This window comes from Streptomyces sp. NPDC048349 (genome assembly GCF_040651925.1).
Lineage (GTDB): Bacteria > Actinomycetota > Actinomycetes > Streptomycetales > Streptomycetaceae > Streptomyces.
The window spans coordinates 42,100-59,367 of sequence record NZ_JBEZLA010000005.1 but is presented as its reverse complement, the minus strand read 5'-3'; the positions used below and the strand labels follow the sequence as shown (position 1 = coordinate 59,367).

Annotated in this window: 12 protein-coding genes; 4 read left to right on the top strand and 8 right to left on the bottom strand. The window is 74.1% G+C overall.

Features of this window, described 5'->3' with window-relative positions:
- The first annotated feature begins 118 nt into the window (after positions 1-118).
- Positions 119-2,560 carry a penicillin acylase family protein gene (locus AB0D44_RS05245; RefSeq protein WP_362584617.1) on the top strand — a complete coding sequence of 814 codons (2,442 nt, stop codon included), beginning with the start codon at positions 119-121 and terminating at the stop codon, positions 2,558-2,560.
- 80 nt (positions 2,561-2,640) lie between these two features.
- Here the strand turns inward: AB0D44_RS05245 and AB0D44_RS05240 are convergent, their stop codons facing one another.
- The 3 genes from AB0D44_RS05240 to AB0D44_RS05230 all read right to left on the bottom strand — a co-directional run bounded on the left by AB0D44_RS05240 (position 2,641) and on the right by AB0D44_RS05230 (position 6,607).
- A complete protein-coding gene (locus AB0D44_RS05240; protein WP_362584614.1) occupies positions 2,641-3,753 on the bottom strand; it encodes an ionic transporter y4hA in 1,113 nt (370 codons plus the stop codon).
- Positions 3,754-3,932: 179 nt separating this feature from the next.
- Positions 3,933-5,486, bottom strand: coding sequence for an acyl-CoA synthetase (locus AB0D44_RS05235; protein WP_362584611.1), 1,554 nt, complete (start codon positions 5,484-5,486; stop codon positions 3,933-3,935).
- A 5-nt stretch (positions 5,487-5,491) separates the two neighbouring features.
- A complete protein-coding gene (locus AB0D44_RS05230) occupies positions 5,492-6,607 on the bottom strand; it encodes a nitronate monooxygenase family protein (RefSeq protein ID WP_362584609.1) in 1,116 nt (371 codons plus the stop codon).
- A gap of 486 nt (positions 6,608-7,093) precedes the next feature.
- On the opposite strand from AB0D44_RS05230, the gene AB0D44_RS05225 reads away from it, so the two are divergent.
- Entirely contained in the window at positions 7,094-8,827 is a 1,734-nt protein-coding gene (locus tag AB0D44_RS05225; RefSeq protein WP_362584606.1) for a serine hydrolase, read from the top strand.
- Between the two features lie 10 nt (positions 8,828-8,837).
- On the opposite strand, the gene AB0D44_RS05220 is transcribed toward AB0D44_RS05225, so the two are convergent.
- Both AB0D44_RS05220 and AB0D44_RS05215 read right to left on the bottom strand, forming a co-directional pair.
- Positions 8,838-9,944 carry a mechanosensitive ion channel family protein gene (locus AB0D44_RS05220; RefSeq protein WP_362584603.1) on the bottom strand — a complete coding sequence of 369 codons (1,107 nt, stop codon included), beginning with the start codon at positions 9,942-9,944 and terminating at the stop codon, positions 8,838-8,840.
- Between the two features lie 341 nt (positions 9,945-10,285).
- Entirely contained in the window at positions 10,286-10,906 is a 621-nt protein-coding gene (locus AB0D44_RS05215; RefSeq protein WP_362584600.1) for a TetR family transcriptional regulator, read from the bottom strand.
- Positions 10,907-10,981: 75 nt separating this feature from the next.
- On the opposite strand from AB0D44_RS05215, the gene AB0D44_RS05210 reads away from it, so the two are divergent.
- Entirely contained in the window at positions 10,982-12,190 is a 1,209-nt protein-coding gene (locus tag AB0D44_RS05210) for an FAD-dependent oxidoreductase (RefSeq protein ID WP_362584597.1), read from the top strand.
- Positions 12,191-12,242: 52 nt separating this feature from the next.
- On the opposite strand, the gene AB0D44_RS05205 is transcribed toward AB0D44_RS05210, so the two are convergent.
- The 3 genes from AB0D44_RS05205 to AB0D44_RS05195 are packed head-to-tail and all read right to left on the bottom strand — an operon-like array spanning position 12,243 to position 16,782.
- Positions 12,243-13,805, bottom strand: coding sequence for an NAD(P)/FAD-dependent oxidoreductase (locus AB0D44_RS05205; RefSeq protein WP_362584595.1), 1,563 nt, complete (start codon positions 13,803-13,805; stop codon positions 12,243-12,245).
- Positions 13,802-15,862: a serine/threonine-protein kinase gene (locus AB0D44_RS05200; RefSeq protein WP_362584592.1), complete on the bottom strand. Its 2,061-nt coding sequence runs from the start codon at positions 15,860-15,862 to the stop codon at positions 13,802-13,804. The genes AB0D44_RS05205 and AB0D44_RS05200 overlap by 4 nt, the downstream gene beginning before the upstream one ends.
- Positions 15,844-16,782: an oxygenase MpaB family protein gene (locus AB0D44_RS05195; RefSeq protein WP_362584590.1), complete on the bottom strand. Its 939-nt coding sequence runs from the start codon at positions 16,780-16,782 to the stop codon at positions 15,844-15,846. Before AB0D44_RS05195 ends, AB0D44_RS05200 begins: the two co-directional genes overlap by 19 nt.
- A gap of 69 nt (positions 16,783-16,851) precedes the next feature.
- Between AB0D44_RS05195 and AB0D44_RS05190 the strand changes: the two genes are divergently transcribed.
- The gene (locus AB0D44_RS05190) at positions 16,852-17,250 is read left to right on the top strand and encodes a DUF4440 domain-containing protein (RefSeq protein ID WP_362584587.1); all 399 of its coding nucleotides are present in this window, start codon (positions 16,852-16,854) and stop codon (positions 17,248-17,250) included.
- Positions 17,251-17,268: the final 18 nt, after the last annotated feature.

Here is a 17,268-nt window from a genome sequence, read left to right as displayed (position 1 = left end):
GTCCGGGATACCAAACGGGATGTTGACAGACCATCAAGCAGCCTGCATGAGTGTGGGGGCACGGACGCACCGCCCGCCACACCGGCAACCTCGCACATCCGCAGGCTACTTGGGAGGCATGTTGCTCCGCACCCGCCCGATACTCCGCCGCGTCGCCCTCACCGGCGCCGCGCTGCTCGCCGCCACGGCCGCGATACCTCAGGCCGCCGCGGCCACCGGGGAGGCAGGCCCGTCCGGCGGGGGTCTGTCCGCCGTCATCCGGTACACGGAGAACGGCATACCGCACATACTCGCGCGGGACTACGCCCACCTCGGCTTCGGCACGGGGTGGGCGCAGGCCGCGGACCAGGTGTGCGTGCTCGCCGACGGTTTCGTGACCGTCGCCGGAGAGCGCTCGCGCTGGTTCGGCGCCGACGCCGCGCCCGACGGATCATTGTCCTCCGCCACCCGGAACCTCACCAGTGACCTGTACTTCAAGGGCGTACGGGAGTCCGGCGCGGTCGAGCGGCTGCTGGCCACCCCCGCCCCGGCCGGCCCCAGCAAGGACCTGCGGGAGCTGATGCGCGGCTGGGCCGCCGGGTACAACGCCTGGCTCGCCCAGAACGAGGTCACCGACCCCGCCTGCAAGGGCGCCGGCTGGGTCCGCCCGGTCACCGCCACCGACGTCGCCGCCCGCGGGTTCGCGGTCTCGGTCCTCGGCGGCCAGGGCCGCGGGATCGACGGCATCACCGCAGCCCAGCCCCCGGCCGCAGCTCCCTCCGGCGCGGGCGCGCGTACGGCGGCGCCCCGGGAGACCGATCCGGCGGCCGCGGCCGAGGCGGCCCGGGACTTCTTCGACACCACCCGCCACGACATGGGCTCCAACGCGGTGGCCTTCGCCGGTTCCACCACGGCGAGCGGCAGCGGTCTGCTGCTCGGCAACCCGCACTACCCCTGGCAGGGCGGACGCCGCTTCTGGCAGTCGCAGCAGACCATTCCGGGCGAGCTGAACGTCTCGGGCGGCTCGTTGCTCGGCACCACCGTGGTCAACATCGGCTTCAACGAGAAGGTGGCGTGGAGCCACACGGTGGCCACCGGCACGCCGGTCAGCCTGCACCAGCTCACCCTCGATCCGGCCGACCCCACCGCCTACCTGGTCGACGGCGTCCCGGAGAAGATGACCGCGCGGACCGTCACCGTCCCGGTGGCGGGCGGCGGACCGGTGACCCGTACGCAGTGGTGGACGCGCTACGGACCGGTCGTCTCCCACCTGGGTCCGGGGCTGCCGCTGCCCTGGACGGCCGCCACGGCCTATGCGCTGAACGACCCGAACGCGGCGAACCTGCGCGGCTCCGACACCGCGCTCGCCCTGGGCAAGGCGCGCTCGGTGGCCGGGATCCAGGACGCCCTGCGGCGCACCCAGGGCCTGCCCTGGGTCAACACGGTGGCCGCCGACTCGGCGGGCGGCACCCTCTTCACCCAGTCCCAGGTGCTCCCCCGCATCACCGACGAGCTCGCGGCCCGCTGCTCCACACCGCTGGGCAGGGCCACCTACCCCGCCTCGGGGCTGGCGGTGCTGGACGGGGCGCGGGCCGACTGCGCACTCGGCTCGGACCCGGACGCCGTACAGCCGGGGGTCTTCGGGCCGGGCAGGGCGCCGACCCTGCGCGACGCCCCGTACGCGGAGAACTCCAACGACAGTGCCTGGCTGGCCAATGCGGAGCGACCGCTGACCGGCTACGAGCGGATCTGGGGCAATGCGGCCGCCCCGCGTTCACTGCGCACCCGGGGCGCGATCGAGGACGTCGCGGGGATGGCGGCGAAGGGCCGGCTGACCGTGGCCGACCTGCAGGAGCAGCAGTTCGCCAATCGGGTGCCCGCCGGGGACCTGGCGGCGGCCGACGCGGCGAAGGCCTGCGCCGCGCTGCCCGGCGGTACGGCGACGGCGGGCAACGGCGCGGTGGTGGACGTCTCGGCCGCCTGCCCGGTGCTGGCCGGCTGGGACCGCACGGCCGACAGCGCCAGCCGCGGCGCCCTGCTCTTCGACCGGTTCTGGCGCAGGCTGACGGCGACGACCCCGCCCAAGGACCTGTGGCTGGTGCCGTTCTCGGCCGCCGATCCGGTCCGCACGCCCCGAACGCTCAACCAGGCGGCGCCCGGCATCGGCCGGGCGCTCGCGGACGCGGTGGCGGAGCTGAACGCGGCGGGCATCGCCCTGGACGCCCCGCTGGGTGAGCACCAGTTCGTGGTCCGCGGCGGTGCGAAGCTGCCGGTGGGCGGCGGCACGGAGGCGCTCGGCGTGTGGAACAAGATCGAGGCGCCCTGGAACGCGGCGGCCGGAGGCTATCCGGAAGTGCTGCACGGCTCCAGCCACGTCCAGGCGGTCGGCTGGGACGGCGGCCGCTGTCCGGTGGCGCGCACCCTGCTGACGTACAGCCAGTCGGCGAACCCGAACTCGCCGTACTACGCCGACCAGACCCGGATGTTCTCGCAGGAGCGCTGGGTGACCTCCAGGTTCTGCGAGCGGGACATCCTCACCTCGCCGAAGCTGAAGGTGGTGTGGCCGCGCGAGCGCAGGTGATCTCCGTCCCTTGACCTGGCCGTGGCCGTGGCCGTCGCCGGCACGAGCGCGTGGGCTCACGGGTTCACGGGCTCACGGGCTCACGGGCTCACGGCCAGGAAGAGGTACCCGGCCAGCAGGACGAGGTGGACGCCGCCCTGGAGCAGGGTGGCGCGGCCCGGGACGATGGTCAGGGCGCTGACCACGACGGTGAGGGCGAGCAGCACCATGTGGATCGGGCCGAGGCCGAGCAACAGCGGGCCGGAGAGCCAGACCGAGGCCAGCGCGATGGCCGGGATGGTCAGGCCGATGCTGGCGATGGCCGAGCCGTAGGCCAGGTTGAGGCTGGTCTGGACGCGGTCGCGGCGGGCGGCGCGTACGGCGGCCAGGGTCTCGGGCAGCAGGACGAGCAGGGCGATGATCACACCGACGACGGCGTTCGGCAGGCCGGCGTTCGCCACGCCCGCCTCGATGGCCGGGGAGACGGCCTTGGCGTTGCCGACGACGGCGACGAGCGCGACCAGCAGCAGGCCGAGACTGGCCAGGGCCGCCCGGGCGCTGGGCGGCGCGGCATGGGAATCGTGGACGTCCGGCCGGCCCGGACGGTGCTCAGTGTCCACGGGCAGGAAGTAGTCCCGGTGCCGGACCGTCTGGACGGCGACGAACAGACCGTAGAGGGCGAGCGACGCGACGGCGGCGAAGGCCAGCTGGGCGGTGGAGAACTCCGGCCCGGGCTTGCTGGTGGTGAAGGTCGGCAGGACGAGGCTGAGGACGGCGAGGGTCGCGACCGTGGCCAGCGCCGCGCCGGAGCCCTCGGCGTTGAAGACGGCGACGCGGTTGCGCAGGGCGCCGACGAGCAGAGACAGGCCCACGATGCCGTTGCACGAGATCATGACGGCGGCGAAGACGGTGTCCCGGGCGAGGGAGGCCGTCTTGTCGCCGCCGTCGGCCATCAGGGTGACGATGAGCGCCACTTCGATGACGGTGACCGCGACCGCGAGGACGAGGGAGCCGAAGGGTTCGCCGACGCGGTGGGCGACGACCTCGGCGTGGTGCACGGCCGCCAGCACCGCACCGGCGAGGCAGAGGGCGACCAGCGCCACCGCGAGTCCGGGCAGATCGCGTCCCCAGCTGAAGACGAGCGCGACCAGCGCCACCACGGGGACCAGGACGGTCCAGTCGGTCAGGGGCGATCTGCGCGTTGCCGTACTCATATCTGCCAACTTGCCAGAACTGTCCCTCATGTGCGTCGCAAGGCGCGCATTCGAGGCTCTGACGTGGCCTTTCTCACGAGACCCGGGCGCGGCGGTCGCACGGGGCCGGGGTGCGGGGTGCGGGGTGCGGGGTGCGGGATACGGGGTCCGGCGCGGTCCCGGCCCCGCACCCCACCCCGTCACATCGCGCGCTCGCGGCCCTCCCAGTACGGGTCGCGCAGCCGGCGCTTGTACAGCTTGCCGTTCGGGTCGCGCGGCATGGTCTCGATGAAGTCGACCGTCTTGGGGCGCTTGTAGCCGGCGAGCTGCCGTTCGCAGTGGTGCAGGATCTCCGCGGCCAGGGCGTCGCCCGCCACGAATCCCTCCGCCGGTTCGATGACCGCCTTGACCTCCTCGCCCCAGTCGGTGTGCGGGATGCCGAAGGCGGCGGCGTCGGCGACCGCCGGATGGGTGAGCAGGGCCGACTCGATCTCGGCCGGGTAGATGTTGACCCCGCCCGAGATGATCATGTCGATCTTGCGGTCGCGGAGGAAGAGGTAGCCCTCCTCGTCCAGCAGCCCGAGGTCGCCGACGGTGAAGAAGTCGCCGATGCGGTTCTTCTTCGTCTTGCTCTCGTCCTTGTGGTAGCTGAAGCCGCCGGTGTTCATCTTGATGTAGACCGTGCCGAGTTCACCGGCGGGCAGCCGGTTGCCGTCGTCGTCGAAGACGGCGAGCTCGCTGATCGGCCACGCCTTCCCGACGGTTCCCGGCTTCTTCAGCCAGTCCTCGGCGGTGGCGAAGGCGCCGCCGCCCTCGCTGGCCGCGTAGTACTCCTCCACGCACCGGCCCCACCACTCGATCATCGCCCGCTTGACGTGGTCGGGGCAGGGGGCGGCGCCGTGGATGGCGTGCCGCATCGAGGAGACGTCGTACGCGTCCTTCGTCTCCTGCGGGAGCGCGAGCAGCCGGTGGAACTGGGTCGGGACCATGTGGGTGTGCGTGCAGGCGTGCCGGTCGATCAGGCGCAGCATCTCCTGCGGGGTCCACTTGTCCATCAGCACCAGCGGGTGCCCGATGTGCAGGGCGGCGCCCGCGAACTGCAGGACGGCGGTGTGGTACAGCGGGGAGCAGACCAGGTGGACGTTGCCGTCGAACGGGCGGATGCCGAAGATGCCGAGGAAGCCGCCGAGGTACGTCTCCTCCGGGAGCTTGCCGGGCAGCGGGCGGCGGATCCCGCGCGGTCGGCCGGTGGTGCCGGAGGTGTAGTTCATGACCCAGCCGAGGGTGCGGTCCTCGGGTGCCGTCACGGGCTGCCCGTCCAGGAGCTGCCCGTACGGGTGGAAGCCCAGGACGGCTCCGACGCCGTAGCGCCGGCTCGCGGGCAGGGCCGCCTCGTCGGCCGCGGCCGTGGCGGCCCCGGCGAAGCGCTCGTGGGCGATGAGGACCTTGGCTCCCGAATCGGAGACGATCCAGGCGATCTCGGGGCCGACGAGGTGGTGGTTGACGGGGACGAGGTAGAAGCCGGCCTGGGAGGCGGCGAGGTAGGCGGTGAGGAACTCGACGCCGTTGGGGAGGACGACGGCGAACGCGTCCCCCTTGTCCAGGCCGGCGGCGCGCAGGCCGTGGACGAGGCGGTTGACGTCGGCGTGCAGGCGGCCGGCGCTCCATTCCTCGCCTTCGGGGGTGACGAGGACGGTGCGCCCGGGGTCGGCGGCGGCCTGGGCCCAAAAGCCGTTGGGGAGCTGGTCGGTCACGTGGATCACGCCTCTCGGACTCGGCCGGCGATGCGGTTCATGCGGTCGATGGCTCGCTCGAAGCCGCTCGTCAGGTCGTCGAAGACGGCCTGGACGCTGCGCTCTTCGTTCATCCGGCCGACGATCTGGCCGACGGGGGTGCCGAGCAGCGGCTGGACCTCGTACTTCTGGATGCGGGAGACGGCCTCGGCGACGAGCAGCCCCTGCAGGGGCATGGGGAGGGCGCCGGGGCCCTCCGGGTCGTCCCAGGCGTCGGTCCACTCCGTGCGCAGCTGGCGGGCGGGCTTGCCGGTGAGGGCGCGGGAGCGGACGGTGTCGCCGGAGCCTGCGGCGAGCAGCTTGCGGGTGAGGGCCCGCGAGTGCAGGTCGGCCTCGGTGGTGGTGAGCCAGAGGGAGCCGAGCCAGGCGCCCTGGGCGCCGAGGGCGAGTCCGGCGGCGATCTGCTCGCCGCTGCCGATGCCGCCCGCGGCGAGGACCGGGAGCGGGGCGACGGCCTCCGCGATCTCGGGGACCAGGACCATGGTGGCGATGTCCCCGGTGTGCCCGCCGGCCTCGTAGCCCTGGGCGACGACGATGTCGATGCCGGCTTCGGCGTGGCGGCGGGCGTGTTTGGCGCTGCCGGCGAGGGCGGCGACGAGGACGCCGTGGTCGTGGGCCCGCGCGATGACGTCGGCAGGCGGGGAACCCAGGGCGTTCGCCAGGAGCTTGATGGGGTAGTCGAAGGCGACGTCGAGCTGGTTGCGGGCGACCTGCTCCATCCAGCCGGTGATCCGCCAGCCGGAGGCCTCGCCCTCGGCGAGCTCGGGCACGTGGTGTTTGGCGAGGGTGTCGCGGACGAAGGCGCGGTGGCCGGCCGGGATCATCGCCTCGATGTCGGCTTCGCTGATGCCGTCGACGGCCTTCTTGGCGGGCATGACGACGTCGAGGCCGTAGGGCTTGCCGTCGGTGTGCGCCTGCATCCAGTCGAGGTCGCGTTTGAGGTCGTCGGGCGCGGTGTAGCGGACCGCTCCGAGGACGCCGAATCCGCCCGCCCTGGTGATGGCGGCGGCGACCGCCGGGAAGGGCGTGAAGCCGAAGATGGCGTGCTCGACTCCCAGTTTCTTGCTCAGCTCCGTCTCCATGGGCGGCAGGATGCCGCAGCCCGCCGGTCGAGGGAAGAGATTTTCTGATGCTGTGTCAGATTCTTTGACGGCCGGTCGGTGCGGAGGGTGCCCGCCGTGCGGGCAGATACCCACTAACGTGCGGCGCGCCGGGAGCGGCTCCCGCCCGCCGGCGTTCGGCGGGGTCCGGGGCGGAGCCCCGCGACGCGGCGCGCCGGGCGGACGCAAACGGCGGGCAGCGGCAGCGGCAGCGGCAGCGGCAGCGAACAACGGCAACGGACAGCGGCAGGAGGGCCGGACATGGCAGCAGCTACGGGGGCTGACGGGGCAGCGGGTACGGGGGCTGACGGGGCAGCGGGCGCCGGAGCGGAAGCCTCGGCCGGGCCCTGGCGAGGGCGGGGGCCGGGGCGGGGGCCGGGGGAAGCGGAAGGGCAGGGACAGGGCCAGGAGCAGGGCCCGGGCCTGAGCCGGCGCCGGCTGGGGGCCCGGCTGCTCGCGCTCGGTGGGGTGCTCGTACTGCACGCCGCGCTCCCCGGCAGCCCCGCGGGGGCGGCGGGCGGGCCGGCCGAGCGGCGCGCACTCCAGGGACTGCGGCTGCGCTACGGATCCGCGCGACAGGCCGGGCTGCTGGACCGGCACCTGGAAGGGGTGGCGGAGGAGGCGCGGCGGTTCCTGGGCCCCTCTCCCGAGCACCCCCACTACGCCGGTGCGGTGGTCCTCGCAGGCCGGGGCCGCACCATCGCACTGCACCGCGCCATGGGCGACGCCGTGCGGTACGCGGACTACGACGGGCGGACCGACCGCGTACGGGAGTTCCCCGCGGCCGAGCGGATCGCGATGGCCGAGGACACCGTCTTCGACCTGGCCTCGCTGACGAAGCTGTTCACCTCCGTCCTGGCCGTGCAGCAGATGGAGCGCGGCCGGCTGGACCTGGAGGCTCCGGTGCGCCGGTACCTGCCGCTCTTCACCGGGGGCGGCAAGGAGGTGATCACGGTCCGTCAGCTGCTCACCCACACCTCAGGGCTGCGCTCGTGGGCGCCCTTCTACAAGGAACCCACGCGCGAGGGCCGCCTGAGGCTGCTGTGGTCGGTGCAGCCGCAGGAGACTCCCGGGACGGTGTACCGGTACTCCGACCTGAACCTGATCACCCTCCAGCTGCTCTTGGAACAGATCACCGGTCGCACGCTGGACGTCCTGCTCCACGACGAGATCACTGCTCCGCTCGGGATGCAGCGCACCCGGTACAACCCGCCGCGCTCCTGGCGCCGGGTCACGGCCGCCACCGAGGTGCAGCGCCCGCCCTGGTCGGGCCTGGACCGCGGACTGGTGTGGGGAGAGGTCCACGACGAGAACGCGTACGCGCTCGGCGGAGTCGCGGGCCACGCCGGGGTCTTCGGCACCGCCTTCGACCTGGCCGTCCTCGCCCGCACCCTGCTCGACGGCGGCGTCTACGCGGGCCGGCGCATTCTTCGGGCCGCCTCCGTCGAGCTGCTCTTCACCGACTACAACACCTCCTTCCCCGGCGACGACCACGGCCTCGGCTTCGAGCTCTACCAGCACTGGTACATGGGCGCCATGGCCACCCCGCACTCCGCCGGCCACACCGGTTTCACCGGCACCTCCCTGGTCCTCGACCCCTCCACCGACTCCTTCCTGATCCTGCTCGGGAACTCCGTCCACCCCGTTCGCACCTGGCGGGCCGGCAGCGCGCCGCGGGTCGCCGTCGGCAACCGCTTCGCCCGTGCCGTCCCGGTCCGCACGCGGCACGGGGGCCCGGCCTGGTTCTCGGGGATCACCCCGGGCGCGTCGGGGACCCTGACCCTGCCGCCACTCACCCCGGCGACGGCGGCCGCCCGGCTGCGCTGCGCCGTCTGGTGGGACACCGTGCCCGGCGAGGGCGCCCTGCACGTGGAGGCCTCGCCCGACGGAGAACAGTGGCAGCCGCTCCCCTTCACCACCCTGCGCTCCACGGGCGGCACTCCCGAAACCTGGCCGCGGGGCTCCGTGAGCGGCTGGTCCGGCCGTATCTGGCACCGTCTGGAGGCCCCCCTCACGGCGGCCTGGGCCGGCCGCGAGGTCCGCCTCCGCCTGCGCCACACCGCGACCGGTCGCTACGTGGGACGCGGCATCTACGTCGACCTCGTCCGCGTCGCGGAACCGGCCCGCCTCCTCTTCGCCGAGGACCGGCCCGCCGACGCCGCCCGCCTCGAACCGGTCGGCTGGACCCGCTCGGCGGACTAGCGGCCGGCTCTCAGAGCTCGACCGGAACCGGGGCGGGGACGGGGGCCGGGGCCGGGGAAGGGGCATCGCGCTGGTGTGGCAGCGGTGCCCCCAACGGCCGGACCGAGACCGTCCGCGTCGGGGCGGGGATGGAGATCCCTTCCGCCCGGTAGCGCTCGTGCAGGCGCTTGATGAACTCGTGCTTGATGCGGTACTGGTCGCTGAACTCGCCCACGCCCAGGATCACGTTGAATTCGATCCGGGAGTCCGCGAACGTGTGGAAGCGTACGGCCGCCTCGTGGTCGGCGACCCCGCCGGAGACGTCGGCCATCACGCTGTCGACGACCTCGAGGGTGACCCGCTCGACGTGCGCCAGGTCGCTGTCGTAGCCGACCCCCACCTGGACGAGGAGCGACAACTTCTGTTCCGGCTGGGTGAAGTTGGTCATGTTCGTGCGCGCGAGGCGCCCGTTGGGGATGATCACCAGGTTGTTGGACAGGTTGCGCACCACGGTGTTGCGCCAGTTGATGTCCACCACGTAGCCCTCCTCCCCGCTGCTGAGCCGGATGTAGTCACCGGGCTGCACCGTCTTCGAGGCGAGGATGTGCACTCCCGCGAAGAGGTTGGCGAGGGTGTCCTGCAGGGCCAGCGCGACCGCGAGACCGCCGACGCCAAGAGCGGTGAGCAACGGCGCGATGGACACGCCCATGGTTTCGAGGGCGACGAGGACGCCCATCGTCAGCACGACGACGCGCGTGATGTTGACGAAGATGCTGGCCGATCCGGCCACTCCCGTACGGGCCTGCGCCAGCGACTGCACGAGCCCCGCGACGACCCTGGCGGCCGTGACCGTGGCGATGAGGACGAGCAGGGCGGTCAGTGCATCGTTCACGAGGCCCGTGACCCGCGCGGTGAGCGGCAGCACCGAAGCCGCCGCGGCCGCGCCCCCGATGACGGCGGCCCAGGGGGCCAGGGTGCGCAGCGCGTCGACGATGACGTCGTCCCCGCGCCACGCCGTCCTGCGGGCGTGCACGCCCAGCCACTTCAGGAGGGCGCGCAACAGCAGTCCGGCCGCGACACCCGCCGCCATTGCGATGGCGGCCACGATCCAGTCGTGCACGACGAGATCCCGGCTCACAGGACCCCCTCCCCACCGCGGCGGTCCTGGAGAACGGCGCGGGACGCGGCCGCCCGCCCTATGTGATGTCTCGTCACTTCTTCACCTGTCAGATCGTGCTGTGCGGAGCCCCGTTCGGGCGTGTGTACGCACGCGAAGCGGGCTGCCATCCTGCCGCATGGCCGGCGGGGCGCCGCGGGTGGGCCGGTCCCACCGGAGAACGGGTGGCGCATTCCTGCACGTTCCGGTGCGGCTCGGCCCATCGGCTGGGGCAGGCCACCGGCGCCGGCCCGGACGCCACCACGGTGCAGCGGGCACGGGCATCGGCACGGGCACGGGCACGGGCATGGGCACGGCGCAAGCTAGGCGGAGAGCGCCGCGTCGATCATCCTGCGGGTGACGGAGGTCAGTTCGGACAGGTCCGGCGCCGGGCGGGAGCGCGCGAAGGCGCCGGCCAGCCGGTCGTAGAGGAGCCCGTCGGCCCAGGCGACCATGAGGTCGGCCGCCTCTTCGGGGCGCTCCGCTCCGAGGGCGGCCAGTATCCCCGCCGCCCGGGCCCGCGCCCCTTGGCCCGCCCGGTGGAAGTCCGTCTCGAGCTCCGGGTTGCGCGCCGCCTCCAGGCTGAGCTCGAACCGGGCCAGCTGGCGCGCGCGGCCCGCGGTCAGCCAGCGGTACAGCAGCCCTGCGAGCGCCGCCGCGGCCACGTCCCGGCCCATGGGCGGCCCCGGCGGCCCGTCCGTGTCGAGGTCGGCGAGGTCCAGCTCCGCCAGCCGCTGGTAGCAGGCGGCGATCAGCGCCGTCCGCGTACGGAAGTAGTAGGAGGTGCTGCCCGCCGGCAGCCCCGCCGCGGCGTCGACCGCGCGGTGCGTCAGCGCCCGCAGGCCGCCCGCGGCGACGAGGTCGATCGCGGTGTCAGCGATGAGGGTCCTGCGGTCGGGTGTGCGGTCGGCGCTGCGGTCGCCTCCGCGGTCTCGGGTGGACATGGGATCACTCTACAGATGTAGAGTGACGACCATCCCTCTACGGATGTAGAGGATCTCTCGACAGGAGGGCACGTCATGTCCCAGCGTCATGCGGTCGTGGCGGGTGCGGGGATCGGCGGGCTCAGCGCCGCCCTGGCCCTGCACCGCCGCGGCTGGCGGGTCACCGTCTGCGAGCGGGACCCGGGGCCTTCCGCCGCCGGCGCCGGCCTCGTCCTCGCCCCCAACGCCCTGCGGGCGTTCGACGCCATCGGCTTCGACCCCGCCCGCGCCGCGGGCCGCGCCGCCCCCGCCGCGATGGGCCTGCGCCGCCCGGCGGGCGGCTGGCTCGGGCGCGCCGACGCCGCCGCACTCGCCGCCCGCTACGGCCGCCTGCCGCTCGCCGTGCACCGCGCGGACCTGGCCGCCGCCCTGACCGCCGCACTCCCCGAGGGGTCCCTCGCGTACGGCGCCGCCGTCACCGCCGTGGACCAGACCGGTGGCCGCACGGTGGTCCGCACGGCCGCAGGAGACCTCGGCGCCGACCTCGCGGTCGCCGCCGACGGCATCCACAGCCCCCTGCGCCACCGGTACTTCCCGGACCATCCCGGCCTGCGCTACAGCGGGGAAACGGCCTGGCGCACCGTCCTGCCCGCAGAAGCGGACACGGGCGCGGGCACGGGCGCGGGCACCGGCACCGGCACCGGCACCGGCAGCGTCCCCGGGTACGGGGCCACCGAGACCTGGGGCCGCGGCGAGCGCTTCGGCGTCGTCCCGCTCGCCGACGGGCGGACCTACGTCTACGCCACCGCCGTCGTCCCCGCGGGCTACCGCCCGGCCGACGTCCGCACCGAACTCCTGCGCCGCTACGGCACCTGGCACGACCCGATCCCCGCCCTGCTCGCGCGGATCGATCCGGCGGCCGTGCTCCAGCACGACCTGTACGACCTGGCCGCGCGGCTCCCCGCCTACCACCGGGGCCGGCTCGCCTGGCTCGGCGACGCCGCGCACGCCATGACCCCCCACCTCGGCCAGGGCGGCTGCCAGGCCGTCGAGGACGCCGCCGTCCTGGCCCACCTGCTGGACGGCGGGGAGGTGCCCGCCGCCCTCGCCGCCTACACACGCGCCCGCCTCTCCCGCACCGACGCCCTCCGCGTGCGGGCCCGCCGGGCGGGCCGCCTCTCGGCCCTGTCCCACCCCCTCGCCGCGGCCGCCCGCGACCTCGCCGTCCGCGCCGCCCCCGCCCGCACAACCCGCCGCGCACTGGACGACCTCTTCTCCTTCGAACTCCCCGCCCTGACGGAGTGACGTCATGGGGAAGGCGGCGGTCTTGAGGGCGGTCCGCGACGGCCGAAACGGCTCAGTGCCCCAGGACGGCCATCGCCGCGTTGTGTCCGGGAACCCCGCTGACGCCGCCGCCGCGGACCGCCCCCGCACCGCACAGCAGGACGTTGCGGTGGGCGGTCTCCACTCCCCAGCGGCCGCCGCCGGCCTCGGCGTACGGCCAGGACAGGTCCCGGTGGAAGATGTGGCCGCCGGGCAGGCGCAGTTCGCGCTCCAGGTCCAGCGGTGTCTTCGCCTCGATGCACGGCCGGCCGTCCGCGTCGAAGGCGAGGCAGTCGGTGAGCGGTTCGGCCAGGTGCGCGTCGAGCTGCGCGAGGGTGGCCGCCAGCAGGACCTCGCGCGCCTGCTGGTTGTCGTGTCCGAACAGCCGGGCCGGGGTGTGCAGGCCGAACAGCGTGAGGGTCTGGTAGCCCTGTTCCACCAGCTCCGGCCCGAGGATCGTCGGGTCGGTCAGCGAGTGGCAGTAGATCTCCGAGGGCGGCACGGAGGGCAGTTCGCCGGACGCCGCCTCCGCGTGGGCCCGGGCCAGCTCGCCGTACCCCTCGGCGATGTGGAAGGTGCCGCCGAAGGCCTCGCGCGGGTCCACGGAGGTGTCCCGCAGCCGGGGCAGCCTGCGCAGCAGCATGTTGACCTTGAGCTGGGCGCCCTCGGGGGCCGGCTGGGCCGGTGTCTCGCCGAGGAGTTCGGCCAGCGCCCGCGGCGAGGCGTTCACCAGCACCGTGCGGCCGACGACCCGCCCCTCCCCCGCGGCCGTGCGGAACACCACCTCCGCCGGTCCGGTCCCGTGCGTGTCGATCCGCAGCACCTCGTGCCCGGTGGCGATCTCCGCCCCGGCGGCCCGCGCGGCGGTCACGAGGGCGTCGGTCAGGGCGCCCATACCGCCCACGGGCACGTCCCAGTCCCCGGTCCCGCCGCCGATGACGTGGTAGAGGAAGCAGCGGTTCTGCACGAGCGAGGGGTCGTGCGCGTCGGCGAAGGTGCCGATCAACCCGTCCGTCAGGACGACTCCGCGCACCAGGTCGTCGGCGAAACGGGCTTCCACCGCCTGGCCCAGCGGTTCCTCGAAGAGCATCCGCCAGGCGGCCTCGTCGTCGATGCGGGCGCGCAGCTCCCCGCGGGTGGGCAGCGGCTCGGTGAGGGTCGGGAACACGGCGCGGGCCACCTGCCCGGTGGTCCCGTAGAAGGCTCGCCAGTTCTCGTACTCCCGGTCCGAGCCGGTCAGGCGCGCGAACGACTCCCGGGTGCGCTGCTCGTCGCTCCCGACGAGGAGTCCGCCGGGCCGGCCGTCGCGTTCCACGGGCGTGTACGAGGAGACGGTGCGGCGGCGGACGGCGAACCGCAGCTCCAGGTCGCGCACGATCTTCGGGGGGAGCAGGGAGACGAGGTAGGAGTAGCGCGAGAGGCGGGCGTCGACACCGGCGAAGGGCCGGGTGGAGACGGCCGCCCCGCCGGTGTTCCCGAGCCGTTCCAGGACGAGGACCGCGCGGCCCGCCCGCGCCAGGTACGCGGCGGCCACCAGGCCGTTGTGCCCGCCGCCCACGATCACGTCGTCGTATACGTCCCGCCCGAAGGTCGTCATGGCTCTTGGTAGCACACCTGGCCGAGCCGCTCCAGACAGTACGCCTCGTCGGCGTGGGCCTGGGCCGTGTCGGGATGCCCGTCGCCCTGGGCCCGCTCGCGGATCCCGGCCAGGTCCCGGTAGATGGGCAGGGCCTCCTCCCAGCGGCCCAGCCGGCCCAGTCCCGCGGCGAGTTCGCGGCGGCTGACGAGGGTGTCGGGGTGCTCCGGGCCGAGCACCCCGGCCCGGGCGGCACCCACCTGCCGCGCTTCGGCCACCGCCTCCTCCCAGCGGCCCAGCCGGCCGAGGTTGACGCCGAGGACGTGCCGGGCGCGCAGGGTCTCCGGGTCGGCGGCCCCGTACGCGCGGGTGCGGTCGCGGACCAGGGCCCGGAACAGGTCGAGGGCCTGGGCGCTGTTGCCGGTGCGGCCGAGCGCGATGCCGACCTCGTAGCGCGCGGCCAGGGTGTCGGGGTGGTCGCGGCCGAGCACCCGTTCCCGTACGGCGGCCACCTCGCGGAACGCGGCCAGGGCCTCCTGCCAGCGCTCCAGGCGGCCGAGCGCGTACGCCACCTCGTAGCGGGTCAGCAGGGTGTCCGCGTGCTCGGCACCGAGCACGGCGGCCCGGTCGGCGGCGACCGCGGCGGCGGTGGCGTGGGCCTCCGTGAAGCGGCCCAGCGCGCCGAGGGCGCAGGCCAGGTTGTGGCGGCAGCGCAGGGTGTCGGGGTGGAGGGGCCCCGCCGTGCGCTCGCGGGCCACGAGGACCGCGCGGTAGATCGCGTACGCCTCCGCGTGGCGGCCCAGCCGGCCCAGTTCGTACGCCGTCTCCTGGCGCGCGGCGAGGGTGTCGGGGTGGTCCGGGCCGAGCACCCGCGCGCGGCCCTCGGCCACGGCTTCGTACACGGCCAGGGCCTCCGCGGGGCGGCCGGCGCGGCTGAGGGCGAAGGCGCGGGTGTGGCCCGCGGCGAGGGCTCCGGGGCCGGTGTCGCGGGGGCCGGGGAGGCGCGGAGCGCCGTACGGGGCGGTGAGCCGGGGGTCCTCGGCGGGCGAAGGGCGGACGATCCGGTGCGCGCCGCTGGGGCGCGGGGCCGTCCAGGAGCCGGTGAGCACCGCCCATGCGCCGCTCGCGGGGCGGGCCTCGATCCCGGCCTTGCGTCCGGCGGTCATCCCGGCGGCCCAGGCCGGGAGGGGGGCCTGGGCGCCGGGCGGGTCGCCGGGGCCCAGGCGCGCCTCGACGAGCCGCCGGTGCAGGTGGCGGGCGTCGCCGGGCCGGTCTTCGGGGCGCTTGGCCAGGAGGTCCAGGACCACCCGTTCGAAGTAGGCGGGCAGTTCGGGGCGGTGCTCGCGCAGGGGTACGGGAGCGGTGTCGCGGTGGCCGACCAGCACGGACCAGGAGTCGCCGAGGTCGAAGGGCGGGGCGCCGGTGGCGATCTCGTAGAGGACGCAGCCGAGGGAGTACAAGTCGCTGCGGTGGTCGACCTCGCCGCCCGCGATCTGCTCGGGCGACATGTAGTGGGGGGTGCCCATGGCCATGCCGCCGCCGGTGAGCTTGGCGGTGAATCCGATGTCGTGGGCCAGGCGGGCGATGCCGAAGTCGCAGATCTTCACGGTTCCGTCGGTGAGCCGCATGATGTTGGCCGGCTTCAGGTCGCGGTGGACGACGCCCTGGTCGTGGGTGTAGCCGAGGGCGGCCGCCATCTGCTCGGCGATGTCGACGACCACGTCGACGGGGAGCGGGCGGGCCTCGTTGTCCTCCAGGAGCTGGCTGAGGTTGCGGCCTTCGAGGAGTTCCATGACGAGGTAGAGGGGGCCGCCGGCGGCGCTGTCGTCGCCGAAGTCGTGGACGACGGTGACCCCCCGGTGCTGGAGGGACGCGGCGACGCGCGCCTCGCGGCGGAACCGCTCGCGCAGCACCTGGGTGAAGTGGGCGTCCTGCTCCGCCCCGATCGGCTTGAGGCACTTCACGGCGACCTGCCGGCCCAGTGACTCGTCCCGGGCCCGCCACACCTCGCCCATGCCGCCGCGACCGATCAGGTCGAGCGACCGGTAACGGCCCTGGATCAGTCTGGACTCCGCCATGTCTTGAAGTCGCCCCCGTTGTCGTGCCTCGCCCTCCCCGGCCGGTCCAGTATGGCCGTTGATGTACGCAGTGTGTACGGGGAGGGGCGACTCCCGGGGCCCATGCGGCGCATCGCCTTCAAGATGTGACCTGGGGGCAGCTGCCAGCGCAGACCTGCGGGAATGCTGCGCAGCGCGTGGCCCGTGAGGCGCAGGCTGCGGGTGACGGTCTCTGGGGCGGGAGCGGGCCGCCCGTACAGCTGGTGCGCCCAGTCGGGGAGGGATCCGTAGGCGAGCGCGGCGAGCGGGCCCCACAGCAGGTTTCGGCCAGGTACGAGGATCGGGGGGACGGGCGGGCCGCGCAGGAAGTCGTCCACGGCGCGGGCGTCGGGGCCGGCGGCGAGCTCCGGGCGGACCGTCTCGAAGTACGCGGCGAGTTGTGCGGTGTCGGCGGGTACGGCGGCCGGGTCGAGGCCGACGAGGCGGGCGTTGACCCGGTTCTCGTCGACGTAGCGGTCGGCCTGGGCGGGAGTGAGGGGGATGCCGGAGCGGCGCAGGACGTGCAGGAAGCTGTCGATCTGGGCGCAGTGGATCCACAGCAGCAGTGGGGGGTCGTCGACGGGGAAGCGCTCGCCGGTGTCCGGGTCGGTCGCGGAGAGCTTGCGGTGGATCGCCCGGACGCGGGCTCCGGCGCGTTCGGCGTCCTCGGTGGTGCCGTAGGTGAGGGTCCCGACGAAGTCGGCGGTGCGCAGCAGCCGCCCCCAGGCATCCGTCCTGAAGTCGCTGTTCTCCATGACCCCGCGGACGGCCCGCGGGTGCAGGGCCTGCAGGTAGAGGGCACGGACGCCGGCGATCCACATCATCGGGTCGCCGTGGCACTGCCAGGTGACGGACGCCGGACCGTACAGCCCCGGGTCGGGGACGGCCTCGCTGTTTTCCATCCTCCCCGTACCTCCTTGCCGTAGGCGTCCGGTGGCTCCAGCGTACGGCCCCGGTGTTACCGTCGCGCCATGTCCAAGAGCGAGATCGACGCGGTGACGGCCGACTTCTTCGGCGCCTTCGACAACCGGGGCGGCAAGGCCGCCGATGTGGGCCGGATACGCCGGCTGGTCGTCCCGGGCGGCGTGATCGTCAAGACGGGCCCCGAGTTCACGGTGTACACGGTGGACGAGTTCGTCGAGCCCCGCCTGCGGCTGCTGGCGGACGGCCGGCTGCTCGAGTTCGCGGAGTGGGAGACCTCCGAACGGACGGAGATCGAAGGCGATATCGCCTCGCGGTTCGGCGCGTACCGCAAGTCCGGGATCCTGGACGGCGAGCCCTTCGAGGGCGGCGGAACCAAGACCATCCAGTTCGTCCGCACCCCGGAGGGCTGGCGCATCTCGGCGTTCGCCTGGTACGACCGGCCCTGACCGCCGGGCGGGGGCGCG